A 22,952-nucleotide genomic window follows, 5' to 3' on the forward strand; every position below is an offset into this window, starting at 1 on the left:
GTGGCATCACGTGGGGGGCCGTCCGGTGTTCCGGCCGCTGCGGGCCGGTGGGGCTGCTCGCGCCCCTTGACCGCTCTACTCGACCGTCACCGACTTGGCGAGGTTGCGGGGCTTGTCGATGTCCCTGCCGAGGGCCTTCGCCGTGTAGTAGGCGAGGAGTTGGAGGGGGATGCCCATGAGGATGGGGTCGAGTTCGTCCTCGTTCTTGGGGACGACGATCGTCTGGTCGGCCTTCTCCTGGTCCTGGTGGGCGACCGCGATGATCCGGCCGCTGCGGGCCTTGATCTCCTCCAGGGCGGCGCGGTTCTTCTCCAGCAGGTCGTCGTTCGGGACGATGGCGACCGTCGGCAGCGCGGGCTCGATGAGGGCCAGCGGGCCGTGCTTGAGCTCGGAGGCCGGGTAGGCCTCGGCGTGGATGTACGAGACCTCCTTGAGCTTCAGGGAGGCCTCACGGGCGACCGGGTAGCCCCGGACGCGGCCGATGAAGAGCATCGAGCGGGCCTCGGCGAGATCCTCGGCCAGCTTCTCGATCTCCGCCTCCTGCTCCATGATCTCGGCGATCTGCGCGGGCAGCTTGCGCAGGCCCTCGATGATCCGCTTGCCGTCGCGCACGGAGAGGTCGCGGGTGCGGCCCAGGTGCAGGGCGAGCAGCGCGAAGGCCACCGTGGTGTTGGTGAAGCACTTGGTGGAGACCACGCAGACCTCGGGGCCCGCGTGCACGTACACGCCGCCGTCCGCCTCGCGGGCGATCGCCGAGCCGACCACGTTGACCACGCCCAGCACCCGCGCGCCCTTGCGCTTCAGCTCCTGGACGGCGGCCAGCACGTCGTAGGTCTCACCGGACTGGGAGACGGCGATGTAGAGGGTGTCGGGGTCCACGACCGCGTTGCGGTAGCGGAACTCGGACGCCGGCTCGGCGTCGGCGGGGATGCGGGCGAGCTCCTCGATCATCTGGGCGCCGATCATGCCCGCGTGGTAGGAGGTGCCGCAGCCGAGGATCTTGACGCGGCGGATCTGGCGCGCCTCGCGGGCGTCCAGGTTGAGGCCGCCGAGGTGCACGGTGGAGAAGCGGTCGTCGATGCGGCCGCGCAGCACGCGGTCCACGGCGTCGGCCTGCTCGTGGATCTCCTTGTGCATGTAGGTGTCGTGGCCGCCCATGTCGTAGGAGGCGGCCTCCCACTCCACGGTGGTGGGCTCGGCGGTGGTGCGGGTGCCCTCGGTGGTGTAGGTGCGGAAGTCGTCGGCCTTGAGGGTGGCCATCTCGCCGTCGTCGAGCGTGACGATCTGGCGGGTGTGGGCGACCAGGGCGGCGATGTCCGAGGCGACGAACATCTCCTTCTCGCCGATGCCGAGGACGACCGGCGAGCCGTTGCGGGCGACGACGATGCGGTCGTTGAAGTCGGCGTGCATGACGGCGATGCCATAGGTGCCCTCGACCACGCGCAGCGCCTCGCGGACCTTGTCCTCCAGCTTCTCCTGCTGGGAGCGGGCGATGAGGTGCACGAGGACCTCGGTGTCCGTCTCGGAGAGGAACTCGACGCCGTCGGCCTCGAGCTTCTTCCGCAGGTCGGAGGCGTTGTCGATGATGCCGTTGTGGACGACGGCGACCTTGAGGTCGGCCGACATGTGCGGGTGGGCGTTCACGTCGGAGGGGGCGCCGTGGGTGGCCCAGCGGGTGTGGGCGATGCCGGTCGTGCCCTTGAAGCGCGCCGGGACCTTGGCCTCCAGGTCACGGACGCGGCCCTTGGCCTTGACCATCTTCAGGCCGGCCGTCTTCGGGGAGGTGACGACGATGCCCGCCGAGTCGTAGCCGCGGTACTCGAGCCGCTGGAGCCCCTCCAGCAGCAGCGGGGCCACGTCGCGCTTCCCGATGTATCCGACGATTCCGCACATATATAGGTATCCCCAAGCTTTCAGGTCAGCCGTGGAACGGCCGTGGATCAGCCGTAGACCATGCGACGCAGTTGCCTGAGCGTGAGCTCAGGCGGTGCGACCGCCCGGTATTTCAGATCCGCCTCGATCCGTTCGAAGATCTCCGCGTTCACCAGGCCCTGGGCCTGGAGCTCGCGGTGGCGGCGACGGACGTAGTCCTCGGTCGTCTCGTCGAAGTAGGCGAGCACGTCCTGGATCACCCGCAGTGCCTCGCCCCGCTGGAGGGGCGTGGACCGCATCAGATGATCAACAAGTTCGTCGTGCACCCGGTAGATCCTGAGGGACGCGCGCGGGTTTCGCAAGAAACCTGCCCGATTTCGGGCAGGCGCCTGTTAAGAAGCCTTGGGTGAACCTTGAATGTGTTATGAGGGCCTGTTCGTGAACCGTCCACTCGGCGTCTTGCGGTCCGTCGCCCGGGGCGACGAGTTTCAGACGTCATGGACACTCCTCGCATGGGCGTACCCGAGCAGCTCGCCGAGCGCATGAGCATGGCGGAGCAGCACGAGTACCTGCGCGCAAGACTCTCCCGCCGCACGATGATCCGCGGCGGTGCGGTCACCCTGGGCACTGTCACGGGTGGCGCGTTCGTGACCGGCGCCGCCCAGGCCGCCGTACCGACGCAGAGCCCGAAGACCACCCCGGCCGCCGAGCACGTCGACGGAGCCCTCGTCGCTCCCTTCGGCCGCCACCTCGCCTACGGCAACGACCCGCGCACCGAGATCACCGTCTCGTGGCAGGTCCCGGTCGCGGTGAAGAAGCCCTTCATCCGCATCGGCGTCCACCCCTGGGACCTCTCCCGCAGGATCGAGGCCGAGGTGCGCACGCTGTTCACCCCGACCGGCGTCGGCGCGAGCGGCAACCACACCCAGTACTACCTGCACGCCAAGCTCACCCACCTCAAGCCGGGCAAGACGTACTACTACGGCGTCGGCCACGCCGGCTTCGACCCGGCCGCCGCGCACCTGCTCGGCACCCTGGGCACCTTCACCACCGCCCCCGCGCACAAGGAGCCGTTCACCTTCACCGCCTTCGGCGACGAGGGCGTCAGCTACCACGGGCTGGCCAACAACAGTCTTCTCCTCGGCCAGAACCCGGCCTTCCACCTGCACGCCGGCGACATCGCCTACGCCGACCCGGCCGGTGCGGGCAAGACCGCCGACACCGGCTTCGACTCGCGGATCTGGGACCAGTTCCTCGCCCAGACCGAGTCCGTCGCCAAGTCCGTCCCGTGGATGCCGGCCTACGGCAACCACGACATGGAGGCCTGGTACTCCCCGAACGGCTACGGCGGCGAGGAGGCCCGCTGGAGCCTCCCGGACAACGGCCCCGACAAGAAGAACCTGCCGGGCGTCTACTCCTTCGTCTACGGCAACACGGCGGTCATCTCGCTGGACGCCAACGACATCTCCTTCGAGATCCCGGCCAACCTCGGCATCTCCGGCGGTACCCAGACCAAGTGGCTCGAAGGTCAGCTGAAGAAGTTCCGGGCGTCCGAGGACGTCGACTTCGTCGTGGTCTTCTTCCACCACTGCGCCTACTGCACCTCCACCGCGCACGCCTCGGAGGGGGGCGTGCGCCAGGAGTGGGTGCCGCTGTTCGAGAAGTACACGGTGGACCTGGTCATCAACGGTCACAACCACCAGTACGAGCGCACCGACGTCATCAAGAAGGGCGCGGTCGCCAAGAAGCTCCCGATCGGCGGCACGGCGTACCCCGAGACCGAGGGCGTCGTCTACGTGACGGCGGGCGCGGCCGGCCGCAGCCTGTACGCGTTCACCGCCCCGCTGTCCTACGAGGGCCACGAGAACGAGGTCGACTCGGTCGCCTCCTTCATCAACACCAAGGACGGCAAGGTCGACGAGACCGTCACCTGGTCGCGCGTGCGCTACCTCGACTACTCGTTCCTGCGCGTCGACGTCACCCCGGCGTCGAAGGGCCGCACCGCCACGCTGACGGTGCGCGGCATCGCCGAGAGCGGTGAGCAGGTCGACCACTTCACGGTGGCCCGCAAGGCGAAGTAGTTCCCGGGTGCGCCCGGAAGGCGGGGCGCACGCTTCCTGACACCCGCAGGCGGTCCTCGGGCGCTCTACAGGCGCCTGAGGACCGCCTGTTTGGCCATGGCGAACTCGTCGTCCGTCAGGATCCCGTCCCGGTGCAGCTCGCCCAGCTCCCGCAGCCGGCGCAGCAACGCGTCGTGGTCGTCCCCGGAGCCGCCGGGGGAGGCGGCGGAGGCAGGGGAGGCGGGGGAGGGCTCCAGAGGGACGGCGTCGTCGGGGGCGGCGGCCGGATGCGGCAGCCGGGCCTGGACCGCCGCCGCGACCAGCGCCATCAGCGGGTCCTTCTTGAACCCCCACAGCTCGACGGCGTTGGAGTCGTACTTCGGCGGGGCCTCGGTGGGCGCGCCCCGCACGCTGAACCGCAGATGGCCGTTCTCCAGGCCGACCGCCGGCTGCCATGCGACGCCGATGATGTCCGCCACCCCGATCGTGCGGGCCCCGGCGGCGGACTTCGCGTCCTCCGTCTTCCAGTTCCACTCCAGCCGGACCCGGTCGCCGTCGAAGCTCGCCGTGCCGTCCCCGGCGGCGACCGTGACCGGCACGGACGGCCCCGGCAGCAGGTAGGCGTCCACCGGGCCGGTCGGCACCCGGTCCAGGGTCAGCGCGTGGCGCACCTCGTCCACGAAGTACTCGGCGACCCCGTACCGGTCGGACTCCACGGTCAGCTGATACGGGTCGTGCGGCTCGGTCAGCCGGCCGCCGGTGGCCAGCAGCAGGGGGTCGGAGCCGTCCCGCAGCCGCAGCCTGAGCCGCCCGGTCTTCTTGCCCTGCTCGAAGGAGATCCCCGCCAACGCCCCCAGGGGGACGGTCAGTTCACCCAGTTCCCGGCGCAGCGGCGAGACGCCCTTGTCCCGGCCCGGCGTCAGCCGCAGCGCGTCACCGTCGAAGACCCAGGTGCCGTCCCTCTGGATGATTTCTGCCATGCCGGAGATTGTTCCACCGGTTCCAGCGGTTCCACACGAGAACAGAATGGTCTATACCTATAGTGGTCTATACCCATTTCGAAACCCATGTCGAAGGGAGCCCAGGGTGAAACGGCATCACAGAACGACGCCCCGTACGAGCCGACTTCTCGGTTCGCTGCTGCTCGTGGCGGCGGCCGGCGTCTTCGCCGTCGGAGCGACACCGGCGCCCGGCCCGGCGCCCGGGACCGCCACCCCGCTCGCCCGCGTGGTCCCGGCCCCCGCCTCGGTCTCCCCGGGCGGATCCCCGTACCGCATCACCCGGGACACGCAGATCCGGGTGGACGACTCGCGTGAGGTCCGCCGGATCGGCGAGTACCTCGCGGACGTCCTGCGGCCCTCCACCGGCTACCGCCTGCCGGTCACCGCGCACGGTCGCGGCGGCATCCGACTCCGGCTCGGCCAGGGACCGTTCGGCGCCGAGGGCTACCGGCTCGACAGCGGCCGCGGCGGGGTCACGATCACCGCCCGCGAGCCCGCAGGCCTCTTCCACGGGGTCCAGACCCTGCGTCAACTGCTGCCCTCGGCCGTCGAGAAGGACTCGGTGCAGCGCGGCCCCTGGCTCGTCGCGGGCGGCACCGTCCAGGACGCCCCCCGGTACGCGTACCGCGGCGCGATGCTCGACGTCTCCCGGCACTTCTTCACCGTCGCCCAGGTCGAGCGGTACATCGACCAGCTGGCCCTCTACAAGGTCAACAAGCTGCATCTGCACCTCAGCGACGACCAGGGCTGGCGCATCGCGATCGACTCCTGGCCCCGGCTCGCCGCCCACGGCGGCTCCACCCAGGTCGACGGCGGCCCCGGCGGCCACTACACCAAGGCCGACTACCAGGAGATCGTCCGGTACGCGGCCTCGCGCTACCTGGAGGTCGTCCCCGAGATAGACATGCCCGGCCACACCAACGCCGCCCTCGCCTCGTACGCCGAACTGAACTGCGACGGCGTCGCGCCCCCGCTCTACACGGGCACCGACGTCGGCTTCAGCTCGCTCTGCGTCGACAAGGACGTCACGTACGACTTCGTGGACGACGTCATCCGCGAGCTGGCCGCGCTCACGCCGGGCAAGTACCTGCACATCGGCGGGGACGAGGCGCACTCCACCAGCCACGAGGACTACGTGAAGTTCATGGACCGGGTGCAGCCGCTCGTCGCCAAGTACGGCAAGACGGTCATGGGCTGGCACCAGCTCACCGGCGCGACCCCGGCGAAGGGCGCGCTCGCCCAGTACTGGGGACTGGACGACACCGACGCCGAGGAGAAGGCGCAGGTGGTGAAGGCCGCGAAGAACGGTACGGGGATCGTGCTGTCGCCGGCCGACCGGATCTACCTCGACATCAAGTACACCGAGGACACCCCGCTGGGCCAGGACTGGGCCGGCCTGGTCGAGGTGAAGCGGGCGTACGACTGGGATCCGGGCACCTACCTCGCCGGGATGCCCGCCTCCGCCGTCCGGGGCGTCGAGGCGCCCCTGTGGACCGAGACGATCGTGACCAGCGCCGACCTCGAGTACATGGCCTTCCCGCGGCTGGCGGGCGCCGCCGAACTCGGCTGGTCGCCGGCGGCCACGCACGACTGGGACGCCTACAAGGTGCGGCTCGCGGCCCAGGGACCGCGCTGGGACGCGCTCGGGATCTCGTACTACAGGTCGCCCCAGGTGCCCTGGCCGACGAGCTGAGCACAGGCTGACGGGGCGAGCGAGCACAGGCGGACGGCTCCCCGGGGACCGTACCCGGGGAGCCGTCCGCTGTGATCAGAACCCCGTGACGGGATTCTTCAGGGTTCCGATCAGCTGGAGGGCGCCCGACGGGTCCGCCAGGTCCACCATCTGCTCGTTGTCGCGCAGTTGGAGGCGGTTCAGGCAGGACAGCGCGAACTCTAGGGGCGCGGGGAACTGCGCGCCCAGCCGCAACCGGACCCGCAGCCACCCCACAACCTCAAGTCACCCTGTCTCAGGCGACCTTCTTCGCCTTCTCGAGAGCCTCGGCGAGGTTCTCCAGCAGCGGCACGCACTTCGCATACGACAGGATCGGCTCCGGCGACCGGGCGATGACCTGCCCGGCCTTCACCGCAGGCAGCTTCTTCCACGTCGCCTCGGTGATCGCCGAAGGCTGGATCGTCGACGAGCGATCGTCCATCATGATGATGTCCGCCGCGTACTTGTCGACGTTCTCCCAGCTCAGCGACTCGTACCAGCCACCGCCCTGTGCCTTCGCGCTCTCCGGCGGCTCGACGAAGGTCACGCCGAGGGCCTTGAAGTACTCCAGGTCGATGGAGAGGTTGGTGCCGGAGACGTAGAACAGGTCGGCGCTCGCGGAACCGGCCATCACCTTGATGTCGGGCTTGGCCTTCGCGGCGGCGCGCAGACGGGCGGCCGCGTCCTCGAACTTCTTCTTGGCGTCGGTGACGGCGGTCGTCGTCAGGTCCGCGCCGAGGGACTCCGCCAGCGCCCACATGCGCTCCAGCGGAGCGGTCAGCCGGCGGTCGTAGACGGAGACCCCGACGCTCGGAGCGAGCTTCGCGATCTTGTCCTTGGAGGCCTCGGGGACGTACCAGAGGGTGCCGGCGCTGTCGAACATGGTGGAGATGAGCACGTCGGGCGCGAGGGCCGCGTACTTCTCGACGTTGAACTCGTCCCAGACGTTGCCGAGGACCGTCACCTTGGTGACGTCCATGTCGCCGGCCTGGACGTCCGCCTTGCCGTCGGCCGTCGTGGTCGGGCCGAACACGCCCTTGACCTGGATGCCGTAGTCGTGGAGGGCGGCGCCGACGCCGGTGAAGGCGACGATGTTCGCGGGGATCTTGTCGAGCTTCACCGTGGTGCCGCGGTCGTCCTTGAACGTCCAGGGCCCGGACTTGGCCGAGGCTCTCGCCGCCGCCGATTGCGAGCCGCCGCTGCTCGCGTCGTCGTCCCCGCAGGCGGCGAGCACGGCGCCGAGGCCGAGGGCGCCGCCTGCGGCGAGGATGCCGCGGCGGGTAGGGCGAGCGGCTCTGGCGTTGGACATGTGTCTGGCTACCTTCGAACGGGGTGGATCACCCGGGGACGATTCGGAACGAAGGTTAGCCTAACCTAAGCTCATGTCCAGGGGTGCCCGCTCTCTGTGTCATACCTGTGTATTGAAGGCGTGGAGGGTTTCGGGAGGCTGTTTCAGATATGAGATCGCCGATGGCCCCGCGGAAGCGAAGACGTGCGGGGCCCGTCCGGGTCAGCCCGTCAGTCCCAACTCGCGGGCGATCAGCATCCGTTGCACCTCGCTCGTGCCCTCGCCGATCTCCAGGATCTTGGAGTCGCGCCACATCCGGGCCACCGGATACTCGTTCATGAAGCCGTAGCCGCCGTGGACCTGGGTCGCGTCGCGGGCATTGTCGACGGCGATCGTCGACGAGTACAGCTTCGCCAGGGCGGCCTCCTTCTTGAAGGGGTCGCCGGCCACCAGCCGTGAGGCCGCGTCCCGCCAGGCCAGACGGGAGGTGTGGGCCTTCATCTCCATGTCGGCGATCTTGAACTGGATCGCCTGGTTCGCGCCGATCGGACGACCGAACGCCTCGCGTTCCTTGGCGTACTTCACCGACTCGTCCACACAGCCCTGCGCCAGCCCGGTCGCCAGGGCCGCGATGGCGATGCGGCCCTCGTCGAGGATCCGAAGGAACTGCGCGTACCCGCGGCCCTCCTCGCCCAGCAGGTTCGCCGCCGGGACGCGGACGTCGGCGAAGGACAGCTCGCGGGTGTCGGAGGCGTTCCAGCCGACCTTGGAGTAGGGCGCCGCGACCGTGAAGCCCGGGGTGCCGGACGGAACGATGATCGCCGAGATCAGCGGCCGGCCGTCCGGCCCCCGGCCGGTCACCGCCGTGACCGTGACCAACCCGGTGATGTCGGTACCGGAGTTGGTGATGAAGCACTTGGTGCCGTTGATCACCCATTCGTCCGTGTCGGGGTCGCGACGGGCCGTCGTCCGGGTGGCTCCCGCGTCCGAGCCGCCGTCCGGCTCGGTCAGGCCGAACGCGCCCAGCAACTCGCCGGAGCACAGCCGCGGCAGCCACTGACGCTTCTGCTCCGGCGTGCCGAAGAGATGGATCGGCATGGCGCCCAGCGAGACGCCCGCCTCCAACGTGATCGCCACCGACGAGTCGACGCGCGCGAGTTCCTCCAGCGCGATGCCGAGGGCGAGGTAGTCGCCGCCCATGCCGCCGTACTCCTCGGGGAACGGCAGCCCGAACAGGCCCATGCGGCCCATCTCGCGGACGATCTCGTAGGGGAACTCGTGGCGCTCGTAGAAGTCGCCGATCTTCGGCGCGACGACGTCGTGCGCGAACTCCTCGACCGTGCGGCGGAGTTCTTCCAGCTCGGGGGAGAGGCGGTGGTCCATGGTCGTTCACTCCTGGTGGGAGAGGGCGCGGACGGTGCGGGACGGGCTGGGTCGGCCCAGTCGTTCGGCCATCCACTCGCTTGTGGCGACGAGACGGCCGAGGTCGACCCCGGTGTCGATGCCGAGGCCCTGCAGCATCCACACGAGGTCTTCGGTGGCGAGGTTGCCGGTGGCGGACTTCGCGTAGGGGCAGCCGCCGAGACCGCCCGCCGAGGCGTCGACGGTGGTCACGCCGTGCTGGAGCGCGGCGAGGGTGTTGGCCAGCGCCTGGCCGTAGGTGTCGTGGAAGTGCACGGCCAACGCGCCCGTGGGCACGCCCTGTTCGTTCAGCGCGGTCAGCAGCGACCGGACGTGCCCCGCGGTGGCCACGCCGATCGTGTCGCCCAGGCTCAGTTCGTCGCAGCCCAGGTCCAGCAGGGCGCGGCAGACCCGGACGACCTGGTCGACCGGGACCGCGCCCTCCCAGGGGTCGCCGAAGCACATGGAGAGGTAGCCGCGCACCCACACGTCCTCGGCCTTCGCCCGGGCCACCACCGGCTCGAACATGGCCAGCGCCTCGTCCACCGTGCGGTTGAGGTTGGCCTTCGCGAAGGACTCGGTGGCGCTGGCGAACACGGCGACGCGGCGCGCGCCCAGCGCGAAGGCACGGTCGAGCCCGCGTTCGTTCGGCACCAGGACCGGCAGCTCCGCCGACAGGTCGCAGACCAGCGGGAACAGCTGCTCGGCGTCGGCGAGTTGGGGCACCCACTCGGGGTGGACGAAGCTGGTGGCCTCGATGGTGGTGAGACCGGCGTCGGCGAGGCGGCGGACGAACTCCGCCTTGACGGCCGTCGGCACGGTCGACTTCTCGTTCTGCAGACCGTCGCGAGGGCCGACCTCGTGGATGCGCACCCGCGCGGGCAGCTCCGGGGCCGGTACGACCATGGGGAGTGTCACTGGGCCTCCTCTGTCTGTGCCAGTGCCTCTGTCTGTGCCTCTGCCTCTGCCTCTGCCTCTGCCTCTGTCTGTGTCTGTGCCTGTGCCTGTGTCTGTGCCTCTGTTGGGGCGATGACGGCCAGTACCTGGTCCATGGCGACCGTCGTGCCCGGGGTCACGTCGAGTTCGGCGACCGTGCCGGCGTGCGGGGCGCAGATGACGTGCTCCATCTTCATCGCCTCGACGACCAGCAGGCTCTGTCCCGCGGCCACTTCGTCCCCCACGGCCACCTTGACGACCGTGACGGTGCCGGGCATGGGCGCGGTGAGCGAGTCGGCGCCCGCGTGGGCCCCTCGGCCGAGGGAGGCGGCGACCGGGTCGTGGTCGCGCACCTGCCAGGCGTCGCCGTCGCGGCCCAGCCAGTCGGCGGCGCGGTGGAACGTGTGGCGGACGCCGTCCAGGGTGATGCAGACCCGGTCGTCCGTGACGGTGTGCGTGCCGTGTCCCTCGTGGATGACGGGTTCGAGTCCCGGCACCCGGAGGGGGAAGCCGACGGGCCGGGGCGCGCCGCCCAGCCGCCAGCCGCTCGGCACCGAGAACGGGTCGGTCCAGCCCTCGCCCGTGGGCCGCAGGGCGTCGAGCCGTACGGCCGCCGCCGCCTCGTACACCTCCGGCGGTACGTCCGTGCGGACGAGCCCGTCCGCCTCCCGTTCCACCAGCCCCGTGTCCAACTCGCCCGCCACCACCGCCGGATGGGCCAGCAGCCGACGCAGGAAGCCCGCGTTGGTCTGCACGCCCAGCGTGACCGTCCCGGCGAGGGCCGCCCGGAGCTTTCTGAGCGCGGTCTCCCGGTCGGGGCCGTAGGCGATCACCTTGGACAGCATCGGGTCGTACAGGCTGCCGACCTCCGTGCCCTCGCTGAGCCCGGAGTCGGTGCGCACGCCGTCGCCCTGCGGTTCGCGCAGCCGCAGCACCGTCCCCCCGGAGGGGAGGAACCCGCGCGCGGGGTCCTCGGCGCAGATCCGCGCCTCGACCGCGTGCCCGGTCAGCCGGACGTCCTCCTGCCCGAAGGACAGGGGCTCACCGGCCGCCACCCGCAGCTGCCACTCCACCAGATCGAGCCCGGTGACCAGCTCCGTCACCGGATGCTCCACCTGGAGCCGGGTGTTCATCTCCATGAAGTGGTAGGACGACGGGTCGACGCCCGGCACGATGAACTCCACCGTGCCCGCGCCCCGGTACCCGCAGGAGCGCGCCGCCTGGACCGCCGCCGCGCCCATCGCGGCCCGGGTCGGCTCGTCGAGCAGCACACTCGGCGCCTCCTCGACGACCTTCTGGTGCCGTCGCTGCAGCGAGCACTCGCGCTCGCCGAGGTGGACGACGTTCCCGTGGCCGTCGGCCAGGATCTGGATCTCGATGTGCCGGGGGCGGTCCACCCAGCGCTCGACGAGCAGCGTGTCGTCGCCGAAGGAGGCGCGGGCCTCGCGGCGGGCGGCGGCGATCTCCTCGTCCAGCACGGACAGATCCCGCACCAGGCGCATGCCCTTGCCGCCCCCGCCCGCCGACGGCTTGAGCAGCACGGGCGCGCCCAGCTCGCGGGCGGCCTCGGCCAGGTCGGGGTCGCGCCCGCCGGGGACCACCGGCACGCCTGCGGCCTGCACGGTCTCCTTGGCGCGGATCTTGTCGCCCATGAGGGCGATCGCGTCGGCGGGCGGCCCGATGAAGACCAGCCCCGCCTCCTCGCAGGCGCGCGCGAAGGCCGCGTTCTCCGCGAGGAAGCCGTACCCGGGGTGGACGGCCTGGGCTCCGGTGCGGGCCGCGGCCTCCAGCAGCCGCTCGGCCGACAGATAGCTCTCCGCGGCGGGCGGCGGTCCGATCCGGACCGCCGTGTCGGCCTCCCGGACGTGCCGGGCGTCCGCGTCGGCGTCGGAGAAGACGGCTGCCGAGCGCACGCCGAGCGCCCGGAGCGTGCGGATGACCCGGACGGCGATCTCGCCCCGGTTGGCCACCAACACCGTTTCAAACATGGGTCCTCACATCCGGAAGACGCCGAACTGGGGGTCGCCCAGTGGCGCGTTGGCGCAGGCGGTCAGGGCCAGGCCCAGCACCTGGCGGGTCTCCAGCGGGTCGATCACGCCGTCGTCCCAGAGCCGGGCCGTGGCGTAGTAGGCGTTGCCCTGGCGCTCGTACTGGGCGCGGATCGGGGCCTTGAAGGCCTCTTCCTCCTCCGCCGGCCAGGACTCCCCGCGCCCCTCCAACTGGTCCCGCTTCACGGTCGCGAGGACCGACGCGGCCTGCTCGCCGCCCATGACGGAGATCTTGGCCCCCGGCCACATCCACAGGAACCGGGGCGAGTAGGCCCGGCCGCACATGGAGTAGTTCCCGGCGCCGTACGACCCGCCGACCACGACCGTCAGCTTCGGCACGCGCGTGCACGCCACTGCCGTCACCATCTTGGCGCCGTGCTTGGCGATGCCCCCGGCCTCGTAGTCCCGGCCGACCATGAAGCCGGAGATGTTCTGGAGGAACACCAGCGGGATCCCGCGCTGGTCGCACAGCTCGATGAAGTGGGCGCCCTTCTGGGCGGACTCGGAGAACAGGATGCCGTTGTTGGCGACGATGCCGACCGGGTGGCCGTGGATCCGGGCGAAGCCGGTGACCAGGGTCTGCCCGAACTCGGCCTTGAACTCCGCGAACCGGGAGCCGTCCACCACGCGCGCGATGACCTCGCGTGCGTCGTAGGGGGTACGGGAGTCGACGGGGACGGCGCCGTAGAGCCCGTAGGGGTCGACCTTGGGCTCGACGGCCGGCCGCACCGCCCAGGGGAGCGGCCCGCGCGCGGGGAGCGTGGCGACGATGTTCCGGACGATCCGCAGCGCGTGCGCGTCGTCCTCCGCCAGGTGGTCGGTCACGCCCGACACGCGCGCGTGCACCTCGCCGCCGCCCAGCTCCTCCGCGGTGACGACCTCGCCGGTGGCGGCCTTCACCAGCGGGGGCCCGCCCAGGAAGATCGTGCCCTGGCCGCGGACGATGACCGCCTCGTCGCTCATGGCCGGGACGTAGGCGCCGCCGGCCGTGCACGAGCCCAGCACGGCCGCGATCTGCGGGATCCCGGCCCCGGACATCCGGGCCTGGTTGTAGAAGATCCGCCCGAAGTGCTCCCGGTCCGGGAACACCTCGTCCTGCATGGGCAGGAAGGCGCCCCCGGAGTCGACCAGGTAGAGGCACGGGAGGCGGTTCTCGAGGGCGACCTCCTGGGCGCGCAGATGCTTCTTCACCGTCATCGGGTAGTAGGTGCCGCCCTTGACGGTGGCGTCGTTGGCGACGACCACGCACTCGCGCCCGCCGACCCGCCCGATCCCCGCGATGACCCCGGCGGCCGGGGCCTGCCCCTCGTACATCCCGTCGGCGGCGAGCGGGGCGAGCTCCAGGAACGGCGACCCGGGGTCCAGCAGGGTGTCGACCCGGTCCCGGGGCAGCAGCTTCCCCCGCGCGGTGTGCCGCGCCCGCGCCTTCTCCCCGCCGCCGAGGCGGGCCGCGGCGAGCTTGCCGTGCAGCTCGTCCACGAGCGCGCGGTGCGCCTGCTCGTTGGCCTGCCAGGCCTGCGAGGCGGGATCTGCCGCGCTCGTCAGCTCCGGTGCCTGTTCCATCCTCGCGGTCCCCTCACCCGGTTCACCCAGTGATCGCCTGTTAATGAGCGTTAACCATTTCCTCCAGGTTAACGACCGCTAACGCCCCTGTCTAGAATTGCCTCCATGGCCACGAGAACCGACGCCCCCACCCGCCGCGAGCAGATCCTCAAGGAGGCCGCGCGGCTGTTCGCCGAGCGCGGGTTCCACGGGGTCGGGGTCGACGAGATAGGGGCCGCGGTCGGCATCAGCGGCCCGGGGCTCTACCGGCACTTCCCGGGCAAGGACGCGATGCTCGCGGAGCTGCTGGTCGGCATCAGCGGCCAGCTCCTGACGGGCGCGAAGCGCCGCCTGGCGGAGGCCGACGGGGGGCCTGCGGCGGCGGTCCTCGACTCGCTCATCGAGGGGCACATCGACTTCGCGCTCGACGACCGTCCCCTGATCACCCTGCACGACCGTGAGCTGGACCGCCTGCGCGACAGCGACCGCAAGCTGGTCCGCCAGCTCCAGCGGCAGTACGTCGAGCTGTGGGTGGAGGCCCTGCGTGCCCTGTACCCGGGCCTCGCCGAGCCCGCGGCCCGCTCCGCGGTGCACTCCGTCTTCGGCCTGCTGAACTCCACCCCGCACCTCGGCCGACCGGGTTCCCTGCCGGGCCGCACGGCCACGGCGCGGCTGCTGCACCGGATGGCGCGGGGGGCCTTCGCGGCGGCCGGGGAGTGACGGCCGTCGGAGTGACGAGCGTTACGGCCGGGCGGGCCAAACGCCTCTGGACGCCTGCGCCTACTCGCCGGTACGGTTCATGAGCAAGCGCTTAGCCATGGGGTCGTGACCATCGATTGAGCAACCCCGACGGCGGGCAACCACATCCGCGAGAGCGGCGCCGGTTTAGGCGCAGAGAGGGGCCGGCGGTGCGCCGTACGGTGTTCAACGAGGATCACGAGGCGTTCCGGGAGACCCTGCGGGCCTTCATCGAGGCCGAGGTCGTTCCGGTCTACGACGAGTGGTTCGCGGCCGGCCAGGCGCCGCGCGACTTCTACTACAAGCTCGCCGAGCTCGGCGTCTTCGGCATCCGCGTCGACGAGGAGTACGGCGGCGCCGGCATCGACTCCTACAAGTTCGAGGCCGTCCTCTACGAGGAGACCGCCCGCGCGGGCGTCTCCTTCGGCGGCTCCGGCGTGCACGTGCTGCTCGGCCTGCCCTACATCAAGCTGCTCGCCACCGACGAGCAGAAGAAGCGCTTCCTGCCGAAGTTCGTCTCCGGCGAGGAGATGTGGGCGATCGCGATGACCGAGCCGGGCACCGGCTCCGACCTCGCTGGCATGAAGTCCACCGCCAAGCTCTCCGAGGACGGCACGCACTACGTCCTCAACGGCTCCAAGACCTTCATCACCGGCGGTGTGCACGCCGACCGCATGATCGTCTGCGCCCGCACCTCCGCGCCCACCGCCGAGGACCGCCGGCACGGCATCTCCCTCTTCGTCGTGGACACCAAGGCCGAGGGGTACTCGGTCGGCCGCAAGCTGGACAAGCTCGGCCTGAAGACCTCCGACACCGCCGAGCTGGCGTTCGTCGACGTCAAGGTGCCCGTCGAGGACCTCCTCGGCGAGGAGAACAAGGGCTTCTACTACCTCGGCCACAACCTCGCCTCCGAGCGCTGGGGCATCGCCTACGGCGCCTACGCGCAGGCCAGGGCCGCCGTCCGGTTCGCCAAGCAGTACGTGCAGGACCGCGTCGTCTTCGGCCAGCCCGTCGCCGCGTTCCAGAACACCAAGTTCGAGCTGGCCGCCTGCCAGGCCGAGGTGGACGCGGCCGAGGCCGTCGCCGACCGCGCCACGGAGGCCCTCGACGCCGGTGAGCTGACCCCGGCCGAGGCCGCCAGCGCCAAGCTGTTCTGCACCGAGGTCGCGCACCGCGTGATCGACCGCTGCCTCCAGCTGCACGGCGGCTACGGCTTCATGAACGAGTACCCGATCGCCCGCCTGTACGCGGACAACCGCGTCAACCGCATCTACGGTGGCACCAGCGAGATCATGAAGTCGATCATCGCGAAGGACATGGGTCTGTAAGGTCCCGGTAATTACCGAACAGTAGAAATGGCCGCATGAGCCAGGCACTTCAGGATCTCCTCGATCTGCTCGACCTCGAGCAGATCGAGGAGAACATCTTCCGCGGCCGGTCCCGCTCCGCCGTCGTCCCGCGCGTCTTCGGCGGGCAGGTCGCGGCCCAGGCGCTGGTCGCCGCCGGACGGACGGTCCCCGAGGACCGTCTCGCCCACTCCCTGCACGCGTACTTCCTGCGCCCCGGCGACCCGGGCGCGCCCATCGTCTACACGGTCGACCGGATGAACGACGGCCGTTCGTTCACCGCGCGCCGGGTCCTCGCGGTCCAGCACGGACAGCCGATCTTCGCGCTGTCCGCCTCCTTCCAGCGGCACGAGGAGGGCTTCGAGCACCAGGCCCCCATGCCGCCCGCCCCGGACCCGGCCACCCTCCCCACCTCCGAGGAGCGGCTGCGCGGCTACGACCACCTCCCGCCCGAGATCGTCGAGAAGTTCCTGGAGACGCGCCAGGCCGTCGACCTGCGCTATGTCGACGAGCCGCCGTACGGCCGGTACGGCGAGCCGCGCGAGCCGCACTCCCAGGTCTGGTTCCGCGCCAACGGCAAGCTGGCCGACGACCCTCTGCTGCACGTCGTCCTCGCCACCTACGTCTCCGACATGACGCTCCTCGACTCGGTTCTGCTCGCGCACGGCCGCGGCGGCTGGGCGGTCGGCGACGTGGTGGGGGCGTCCCTGGACCACGCGATGTGGTTCCACCGCCCGTTCCGCGCCGACGAATGGCTCCTGTACGACCAGGAGTCGCCGTCCGCGCACGGCGGCCGCGGCCTCGGCCAGGCCCGCATCTACACGCAGGACGGCCGCCTCGCGGTGTCGGTGATCCAGGAAGGCGTGGTCCGAGCTCCCCGTCAGTCCTGCTCGGATTCCTCTTCCTCGCCGAGGCCCGCCTCGGCCAGCAGGTAGGCGACCATCGGGTCGTAGTGGCGCGGGCTGACGACATGGTCGTCCAGGGGGACCGCCACCTGGACGGTGCCCTCCGCCTCGGCGATGAACAGCGCCGGGTCGTTGCAGTCGGCGTACCCGACGGAGTCGACGCCGTGCCGGCCCGCGTAACCCGCCCAGCCGTGGTCGGCGACGACCAGGTCGGGCAGCGGGCGGCCCTCGCGCTCCAGCGCGGTGAGGATGGCCTTCATCGGCTCGCCGGAGTGGGTGTGCCACAGGCTGGCGCCGTGTTCCAGGACGGCCACGTCGGCCAGCTGCCAGACATACCCCTCGTCCGTCTGGAGCCCCTCCGGGATGACGACGATCTCGCAGCCGGCCGCGCGCAGGGCTGCGGCCGTGGCCCGGTGCACGTCGAGGAGGCCGCCGGGGTGGCCGGTGGCGAAGAGGACCCGCTGCCGTCCCTCGGCCGCCTTGCGCAGCCGGGCCGCGAGCCGGTCCAGACCGTCGACCGTCAACTCGGGGTCGATGGTGTCCTGGCCGTGGCGGTACTCGGGATCGTCGTTCACGCCGACCCGCTCCGCCATCACCGCGAGCACGTCCTGCTCGTCGCTCCAGCGGTCGCCGAGTTCCAGGCCGAGCCAGAAGTTGCGGACGCCGTTGGCCAGTTGGCGGTAGTGGGAGAGGTTGTTCTCGCGCGGTGTGGCGACATCACCCGCGATACGGGTTCTGACGAGGTGGTCGACGAGTTCGGCGCGGCTTGGCGTCCCGGGTATCGGCATGGTTTCCATTGTGGGGGCAGCGGGCTGTGCGCGTCTTGGCTGTTCCGGCCGCTGGGACACGCGTCACTCACTGATTTCTGAGCGCGAACCACAGCTCCATCCGTACGTCGGGATCGTCCAGGTCCGTCCCCAGCAGCGTCGCGCAGCGGGCGATCCGCTGCCGCACGGTGTTGCGGTGCACGGACAGCGCCACCGCCGTGCGGTCCCAGCTGCCGTGCAGGGAGAGCCAGGCGCGCAGGGTCTCGCTGAGCGGGGCGCTCGCGGCGAGCGGGGCGAGGAGCGTCCGGGCGTGGGCGCGGGCCTCGTCCTGCGGCAACAGGTCGAGCAGACCGGCGCCGCGACCGTGCCGGACGAGAGCCGCGCGGGTGGCGCGGGCCCGGGCCAGCGCGCGGGCCGCCTGCGCGTCGGCGGCCGGCCAGTCGGCGGGCTCCGCGGCCGCGCTGACGCCGAGGGTCCAGCCCGGCTGCGGCCCCGGCGCCCGGTCGGCCGGCACGAGGACCCGGACGACGTCGGCGGCCAGGTCCACCAGCGGTGACCCGAGCGCCGTGCCGAGCGCCGAGGCCGCCACCGGGCCGGGCGTCTGCGCATCGGGCCGGGCGTGCACGACGAGCCACGGCTGACCGGATTCCCGGCCGAGCAGCGGCGCGACCTCGTCGGGCGCGCTGCCCAGCAGCAGCCGGACGAGCGCCGAGGAGCGAGCCGCGCCCGAGCCGCTCTGCTGCTCGCCGGTGAGAAGGGAGAGCAGGACGGCGGCGACGGAGGCGATGGTGTGGTCGCCGGGGTCCCGCCGGGGCGCCGCGACCCCGAGCACGAACCCCTGACCGGCGCCCAGCGCGTAGGCGGCGAGGTGGGCGCCGGAGGGCGCGGTGTCGCTGGCGGTCGCGGTCGCGGTGGGGGCGGCCGGGACACGGGCGGTGAGGATACGGGCGAGGCCGGCCAGGGGGAGGTCGTCCGGGGACGCCTGCCCCGCCCCCGCGATCTCCGTCCCCTCCGGCCCGTACAGCACCGCGCGCCCCGCGATCCGCTGGGCCAGCTGCCGCAGGACGGCCGGGACCGGGTCCGGCCGGGAGGCGGCGGCCGCGAGACTCGCCTGCGCCTCCGTCACCCGGCGCAGCTCGGCCGTGCGGGCGCGCTCCATCAGCTGCCACACCGCACGGGCGACGGCCGCGAAGGTCGTCCGCGGCGGCACCTCCAGCAGCGGCAGCCCCTGCGCCTCGCAGGCGTCGACCAGCGCCCCCGGCACGGTGTCGTGCACCGGCGCGACCCCGAACCCGAGGGCCGCGCCGCCGCCGGCGACGATCCGCGTGACGTAGTCGTCGAAGTAGGCGTCCCACTCGGCGACGTCCGGCAGATGCACCCCCGCCGTCAGCAGCAGCTCGCCGCCCAGCAGGTACGGGTACGGGTCGGTCATCTCCGAGGCGTGCGCCCCGTGCAGCACGACGCCGGGAGCGGCGGGCCCGGCGATCTGCCGCAGGGCGAGATCCTCACGGGCCAGGAGGGCGGCGAGGGGCACCGGCGGGGTGAGCGGCACCGGTGGGGTGAGCGGCACGGGTGGGGTGAGCGGCACGGGTGGGGTGAGGGGAACGGCAGACTGCTCCGTCACGATGTACGTTCCCTCCATTGCATGACCCACAGATGGCGGAAACGTACACTTCGTGTCGGCTCTCCCGCCACCTACGCTCGAAGTCGGACCAGGCGACGAAGCGTGCGAAAGAAGGCATACGACCATGAGCGGCAACGAGACGCCCCGCGGCCCCGTCGACTCCTCCCGCATCCCGAGGTACGCGGGCCCCGCGACCTTCGCCCGACTGCCCCGTCTCGACGAGGTCGGCCGCGCCGACGTCGCGGTCGTGGGCGTGCCCTTCGACTCCGGCGTCTCCTACCGCCCGGGCGCCCGCTTCGGCGGCAACGCGATCCGCGAGGCGTCCCGGCTGCTGCGGCCGTACAACCCCGCACAGGACGCCTCCCCCTTCGCCCTCGCCCAGGTCGCGGACGCAGGCGACATCGCGGTGAACCCGTTCGACATCCACGAGGCCGTGGAGACGATCGAGGCGGCGGCGGACGACCTGCTCGGCACCGGCGCCCGGCTGATGACCCTCGGCGGCGACCACACCATCGCGCTCCCGCTCCTGCGCTCGGTGGCGAAGCGGCACGGACCCGTGGCCCTGCTCCACTTCGACGCCCACCTCGACACCTGGGACACGTACTTCGGCGCGGAGTACACGCACGGCACGCCGTTCCGCCGGGCGGTGGAGGAGGGCATCCTCGACACCGAGGCCCTCTCCCACGTCGGCACACGCGGCCCGCTGTACGGCAAGCAGGACCTGACCGACGACGAGAAGATGGGCTTCGGCATCGTCACGTCGGCGGACGTCTACCGCCGCGGGGCCGACGAGATCGCCGACCAGCTGCGGCAGCGCATCGGCGACCGCCCGCTCTACATCTCCATCGACATCGACTGCCTGGACCCGGCGCACGCCCCCGGCACCGGCACCCCCGAGGCCGGCGGCATGACCTCCCGCGAACTGCTCGAGATCCTGCGCGGCCTGGCGTCCTGCAACCTGGTCTCGGCGGACGTCGTCGAGGTGGCCCCCGCGTACGATCACGCGGAGATCACGTCGGTGGCCGCGTCCCACACGGCGTACGAACTGACCACGATCATGTCCCGCCAGATTGCAGAGGCTCGCCCGAAGTGACCCACGACCACGACCTGGAACTCCGCCCGACGCCCGCCCAGACGGAGGCGGCCCTGAACCCCCCTCCGGGCCGCATCGGCGGAGACCTGGTCGTGGAGACCCTGGCCGCCCTCGGCACGACGACGGTCTTCGGCCTGCCCGGCCAGCACGCGCTGGGCATGTTCGACGCCCTGCGCCGCTCCTCGCTCCGCTACATCGGCCTGCGCGTGGAGAACAACGCGGGCTTCGCGGCGGACGCGTACGGCAGGATCACGGGCGAGGCCGCCCCCTTGCTCCTCTCGACGGGCCCGGGAGCACTGACCTCCCTCGCGGCTCTCCAGGAGGCGGCCTCGGCCTCCGCGCCGGTGCTGGCCATCAGCAGCCAGATCCCGACGCCGGGCCTGGGCGGCGGCAGGCACGGCTACCTCCACGAACTCACCGACCAGTCGGCCTCCTTCCGGGGCGTGGTGAAGTCCGTCCACACGGTCCGCGCCCAGTCCCAGATCCCGTCCGCGATCGAGGCGGCCTGGAAGTCGGCGCTGACGGCCCCGCACGGCCCGGTGTGGGTGGAGATCCCGCAGGACGTACTGCTGGCCGAGACCGCGATCCCGGTCGTGACGGGCGGCGACGCCTTCCCGGAGGAACTCCCGCCCCGCCCCGAACTGACGGCGGTGGCGGCACACCTGCTGTCCACCGCCGCCCGCCCGGCGATCATCGCGGGCGGGGGAGTGGTGCGCGCGGACGCGTCGAAGAAGCTGCGCCAGCTCGCGGAGCGGCTCCAGGCCCCCGTGGTCACCACCCCCGGCGGCAAGGGCGCCTTCCCCTGGAAGCACCCGCTCTCCCTCCAGTCCTGGATCGAGGACCGGCACACCACGGACTTCCTGGAGGACGCGGATGTACTCCTGGTGGTGGGCTCGGGACTTGGCGAACTCTCCTCGAACTACCACACGTTCAAGCCGCGTGGCCGCGTCATCCAGATCGAGGCGGACCTGGGCAAGCTGGAGTCCAACCACCCGGGGCTGGGCATCCACGCGGACGCCCGCCTCGCACTGCAGGCACTGCTGGAGACGGTGTCCGAGCGGCCGGACCCTTCCGCGCCCAAGCGCGTCCGCGAGGTCCTGGCGAAGGTGGCCGACCGTATCGCGGCCCAGGAACTCACCCTGGAACAGCATGTGTTGGCGTCGGTGCGAGCGGCGCTGCCGACCGACTCCCCGTCCTTCTGGGACATGACGATCCTGGCCTACTGGGCCTGGTCGGCGTTCGACGCCAAGGGCCCCAACCACATGCACTCCGCCCAGGGCGCCGGGGGCCTCGGCTACGGCTTCCCGGCGGCCCTGGGCGCGGCGGTCGCGGACCCCACCCGCCCGGTCCTCGCGGTCTCCGGCGACGGCGGCGCGCTGTACTCGATCGCGGAACTGGCGACCGCCCGTCAGCACCACCTGAACGTGACCTGGCTGATCGTCGACGACGGAGGTTACGGCATCCTCCGCGAGTACATGACGGACGCCTACGGCGAGACGACGGGGACGGAGTTGGCGCGGCCGGACTATGTGGCGCTGGCGGAGTCGTTCGGGGTGCCGGGGGTGCGGACGTCGGCGGAGACGTTGGAGGCGGACCTGAGGAAGGCACTGTCCGAGCCGGGCCCCTCCGTCGTCGTACTCCCGGCGGTCCTGCGGATGTTCGCACCGACGCATCTCTGATCGCCGACGCGTCTCCGATCGTTGATACGGTCCCGCCATGCCTGAAGCGCCCGTACCCCCCGTATCCCCTGTCACCGCCGACGACGTGCAGTACGCGGTCCGGCTGGCGGCGGCCGCGCTGCGCGGGGTGGAGCAGGGGGCCGACTGGGACGGCAAGGCCGGTTCCCTGGAGTGGAGTTGCCGGGAGACCGTCGAGCATCTGGCCGACGACCTGTTCGCCTACGCCGCCCAACTGGGGCCCGAGCACCCGCCGTCGGACCGAGAAGTCCCCTTCGTGTGGCGGCGGGAGCGGCCCGGCGGGCCGGCCAACGTCGTCTTCGCGGACCGGGCGGCTGGGGTGGCCGGGCTGGTGCAGGTGCTGGAGGCCAGTGGGGCTCTGCTGACGGCCATGGTGCGGACGACCGCGCCGAGCGTCAGGTCGCACCATGTCTTCGGCGCCTCCGACCCGGAGGGCTTCGCCGCGATGGGCGTCGTCGAGACGCTGGTGCACCTGCACGACGTCGCCGCAGGGCTCGGGGTGGAGTGGGCGCCGGACGCCGGACTGTGCGGCCGCGCACTGGCACGTCTCTTCCCGGACGCCCCGAACGACACCGCCCGGTGGCCCACCTTGCTGTGGGCCACCGGGCGGGGAGAACTGCCGGGGCATGCGCGCCGCACCGAGTGGCGCTGGTACGGCGCTCCCCGGGGTGAGCGACTCGACGGCGCCGACGGCTGCTGACATGCCGTCACGCTGTCCGGCCATGGTCGATGCACGCCAGAGAGCGAGGCAGGCGCCGTCACGTCCGGCGGCGACCCGGACACGCCGACGCCGTGGACCCGTCCGCTCGTGGGCCGGCAGCGGAATGACTAGATGAATGAGTCCAAGGGGTGTCGTTGCGGTCAGTGATCGTAGGCGGTCAGCGACCGTTTGATCGGTTGCCCGGTTTTGTCGTTGTGCCAGA

Annotated in this window: 19 protein-coding genes; 8 read left to right on the top strand and 11 right to left on the bottom strand. The window is 71.5% G+C overall.

All coding sequences use genetic code 11. The features are described from left to right. Positions 1–75: 75 nt before the first annotated feature. Positions 76–1,893 (bottom strand): glutamine--fructose-6-phosphate transaminase (isomerizing), encoded by a 1,818-nt coding sequence (gene glmS / locus AB0J04_RS27925; protein ID WP_363171314.1) that lies wholly within the window; start codon positions 1,891–1,893, stop codon positions 76–78. Positions 1,894–1,940: 47 nt separating this feature from the next. Continuing rightward, positions 1,941–2,198, bottom strand: a complete 258-nt coding sequence (locus AB0J04_RS27930; protein WP_363171315.1) for a hypothetical protein — start codon at positions 2,196–2,198, stop codon at positions 1,941–1,943. Positions 2,199–2,384: 186 nt separating this feature from the next. Here AB0J04_RS27930 and AB0J04_RS27935 point away from each other — a divergent pair, with 186 nt between their 5' ends. Then, the gene (locus tag AB0J04_RS27935; protein ID WP_363171316.1) at positions 2,385–3,953 is read left to right on the top strand and encodes a metallophosphoesterase family protein; all 1,569 of its coding nucleotides are present in this window, start codon (positions 2,385–2,387) and stop codon (positions 3,951–3,953) included. Between the two features lie 65 nt (positions 3,954–4,018). Here AB0J04_RS27935 and AB0J04_RS27940 read toward each other — a convergent pair whose 3' ends face one another. Further along, positions 4,019–4,912 carry a DUF4429 domain-containing protein gene (locus AB0J04_RS27940; protein ID WP_363171317.1) on the bottom strand — a complete coding sequence of 298 codons (894 nt, stop codon included), beginning with the start codon at positions 4,910–4,912 and terminating at the stop codon, positions 4,019–4,021. Positions 4,913–5,018: 106 nt separating this feature from the next. On the opposite strand from AB0J04_RS27940, the gene AB0J04_RS27945 reads away from it, so the two are divergent. Beyond that, positions 5,019–6,626, top strand: coding sequence for a beta-N-acetylhexosaminidase (locus AB0J04_RS27945; RefSeq protein WP_363171318.1), 1,608 nt, complete (start codon positions 5,019–5,021; stop codon positions 6,624–6,626). A 75-nt stretch (positions 6,627–6,701) separates the two neighbouring features. Here the strand turns inward: AB0J04_RS27945 and AB0J04_RS27950 are convergent, their stop codons facing one another. From AB0J04_RS27950 to AB0J04_RS27975, 6 genes are all read right to left on the bottom strand, one after another. Beyond that, positions 6,702–6,881, bottom strand: a complete 180-nt coding sequence (locus tag AB0J04_RS27950; RefSeq protein ID WP_363171334.1) for a hypothetical protein — start codon at positions 6,879–6,881, stop codon at positions 6,702–6,704. Positions 6,882–6,900: 19 nt separating this feature from the next. Then, the gene (locus tag AB0J04_RS27955; RefSeq protein WP_363171319.1) at positions 6,901–7,953 is read right to left on the bottom strand and encodes an ABC transporter substrate-binding protein; all 1,053 of its coding nucleotides are present in this window, start codon (positions 7,951–7,953) and stop codon (positions 6,901–6,903) included. 201 nt (positions 7,954–8,154) lie between these two features. Further along, a complete protein-coding gene (locus tag AB0J04_RS27960) occupies positions 8,155–9,315 on the bottom strand; it encodes an acyl-CoA dehydrogenase family protein (protein WP_363171320.1) in 1,161 nt (386 codons plus the stop codon). 6 nt (positions 9,316–9,321) lie between these two features. Beyond that, positions 9,322–10,251, bottom strand: a complete 930-nt coding sequence (locus tag AB0J04_RS27965) for a hydroxymethylglutaryl-CoA lyase (RefSeq protein ID WP_363171321.1) — start codon at positions 10,249–10,251, stop codon at positions 9,322–9,324. Continuing rightward, positions 10,248–12,257, bottom strand: a complete 2,010-nt coding sequence (locus AB0J04_RS27970; protein ID WP_363171322.1) for a biotin carboxylase N-terminal domain-containing protein — start codon at positions 12,255–12,257, stop codon at positions 10,248–10,250. Before AB0J04_RS27970 ends, AB0J04_RS27965 begins: the two co-directional genes overlap by 4 nt. 6 nt (positions 12,258–12,263) lie before the next feature. Continuing rightward, positions 12,264–13,880 (bottom strand): carboxyl transferase domain-containing protein, encoded by a 1,617-nt coding sequence (locus AB0J04_RS27975; protein WP_363171323.1) that lies wholly within the window; start codon positions 13,878–13,880, stop codon positions 12,264–12,266. Positions 13,881–13,985: 105 nt separating this feature from the next. On the opposite strand from AB0J04_RS27975, the gene AB0J04_RS27980 reads away from it, so the two are divergent. From AB0J04_RS27980 to AB0J04_RS27990, 3 genes are all read left to right on the top strand, one after another. Continuing rightward, positions 13,986–14,579, top strand: a complete 594-nt coding sequence (locus AB0J04_RS27980) for a TetR/AcrR family transcriptional regulator (RefSeq protein WP_363171324.1) — start codon at positions 13,986–13,988, stop codon at positions 14,577–14,579. Between the two features lie 188 nt (positions 14,580–14,767). Next, on the top strand, positions 14,768–15,925 hold the full coding sequence (locus AB0J04_RS27985; protein ID WP_363171325.1) for an acyl-CoA dehydrogenase family protein: 1,158 nt from the start codon (positions 14,768–14,770) through the stop codon (positions 15,923–15,925). 35 nt (positions 15,926–15,960) lie between these two features. Beyond that, positions 15,961–16,878, top strand: coding sequence for an acyl-CoA thioesterase II (locus AB0J04_RS27990; protein WP_363171326.1), 918 nt, complete (start codon positions 15,961–15,963; stop codon positions 16,876–16,878). On the opposite strand, the gene AB0J04_RS27995 is transcribed toward AB0J04_RS27990, so the two are convergent. Both AB0J04_RS27995 and AB0J04_RS28000 read right to left on the bottom strand, forming a co-directional pair. Beyond that, positions 16,824–17,636 (bottom strand): phosphatase, encoded by an 813-nt coding sequence (locus AB0J04_RS27995; RefSeq protein ID WP_363171327.1) that lies wholly within the window; start codon positions 17,634–17,636, stop codon positions 16,824–16,826. The two genes, AB0J04_RS27990 and AB0J04_RS27995, sit on opposite strands and share 55 nt — an antisense overlap. A 67-nt stretch (positions 17,637–17,703) precedes the next feature. After that, a complete protein-coding gene (locus tag AB0J04_RS28000) occupies positions 17,704–19,185 on the bottom strand; it encodes a helix-turn-helix domain-containing protein (RefSeq protein WP_363171333.1) in 1,482 nt (493 codons plus the stop codon). Positions 19,186–19,363: 178 nt separating this feature from the next. Between AB0J04_RS28000 and speB the strand changes: the two genes are divergently transcribed. Genes speB through AB0J04_RS28015 form a run of 3 tightly spaced genes read left to right on the top strand, consistent with a single transcriptional unit; the run spans position 19,364 to position 22,729 of the window. After that, complete coding sequence (speB, locus tag AB0J04_RS28005; RefSeq protein WP_363171328.1) at positions 19,364–20,332, top strand: agmatinase; 969 nt, start codon at positions 19,364–19,366, stop codon at positions 20,330–20,332. Continuing rightward, positions 20,329–22,011, top strand: coding sequence for a thiamine pyrophosphate-binding protein (locus AB0J04_RS28010; RefSeq protein WP_363171329.1), 1,683 nt, complete (start codon positions 20,329–20,331; stop codon positions 22,009–22,011). Before speB ends, AB0J04_RS28010 begins: the two co-directional genes overlap by 4 nt. Before the next feature lie 37 nt (positions 22,012–22,048). After that, positions 22,049–22,729 carry a maleylpyruvate isomerase N-terminal domain-containing protein gene (locus AB0J04_RS28015; RefSeq protein WP_363171330.1) on the top strand — a complete coding sequence of 227 codons (681 nt, stop codon included), beginning with the start codon at positions 22,049–22,051 and terminating at the stop codon, positions 22,727–22,729. The last annotated feature ends 223 nt before the right edge of the window (positions 22,730–22,952 follow it).

This window comes from Streptomyces sp. NPDC050263 (assembly GCF_040655955.1).
Classification (GTDB): domain Bacteria; phylum Actinomycetota; class Actinomycetes; order Streptomycetales; family Streptomycetaceae; genus Streptomyces.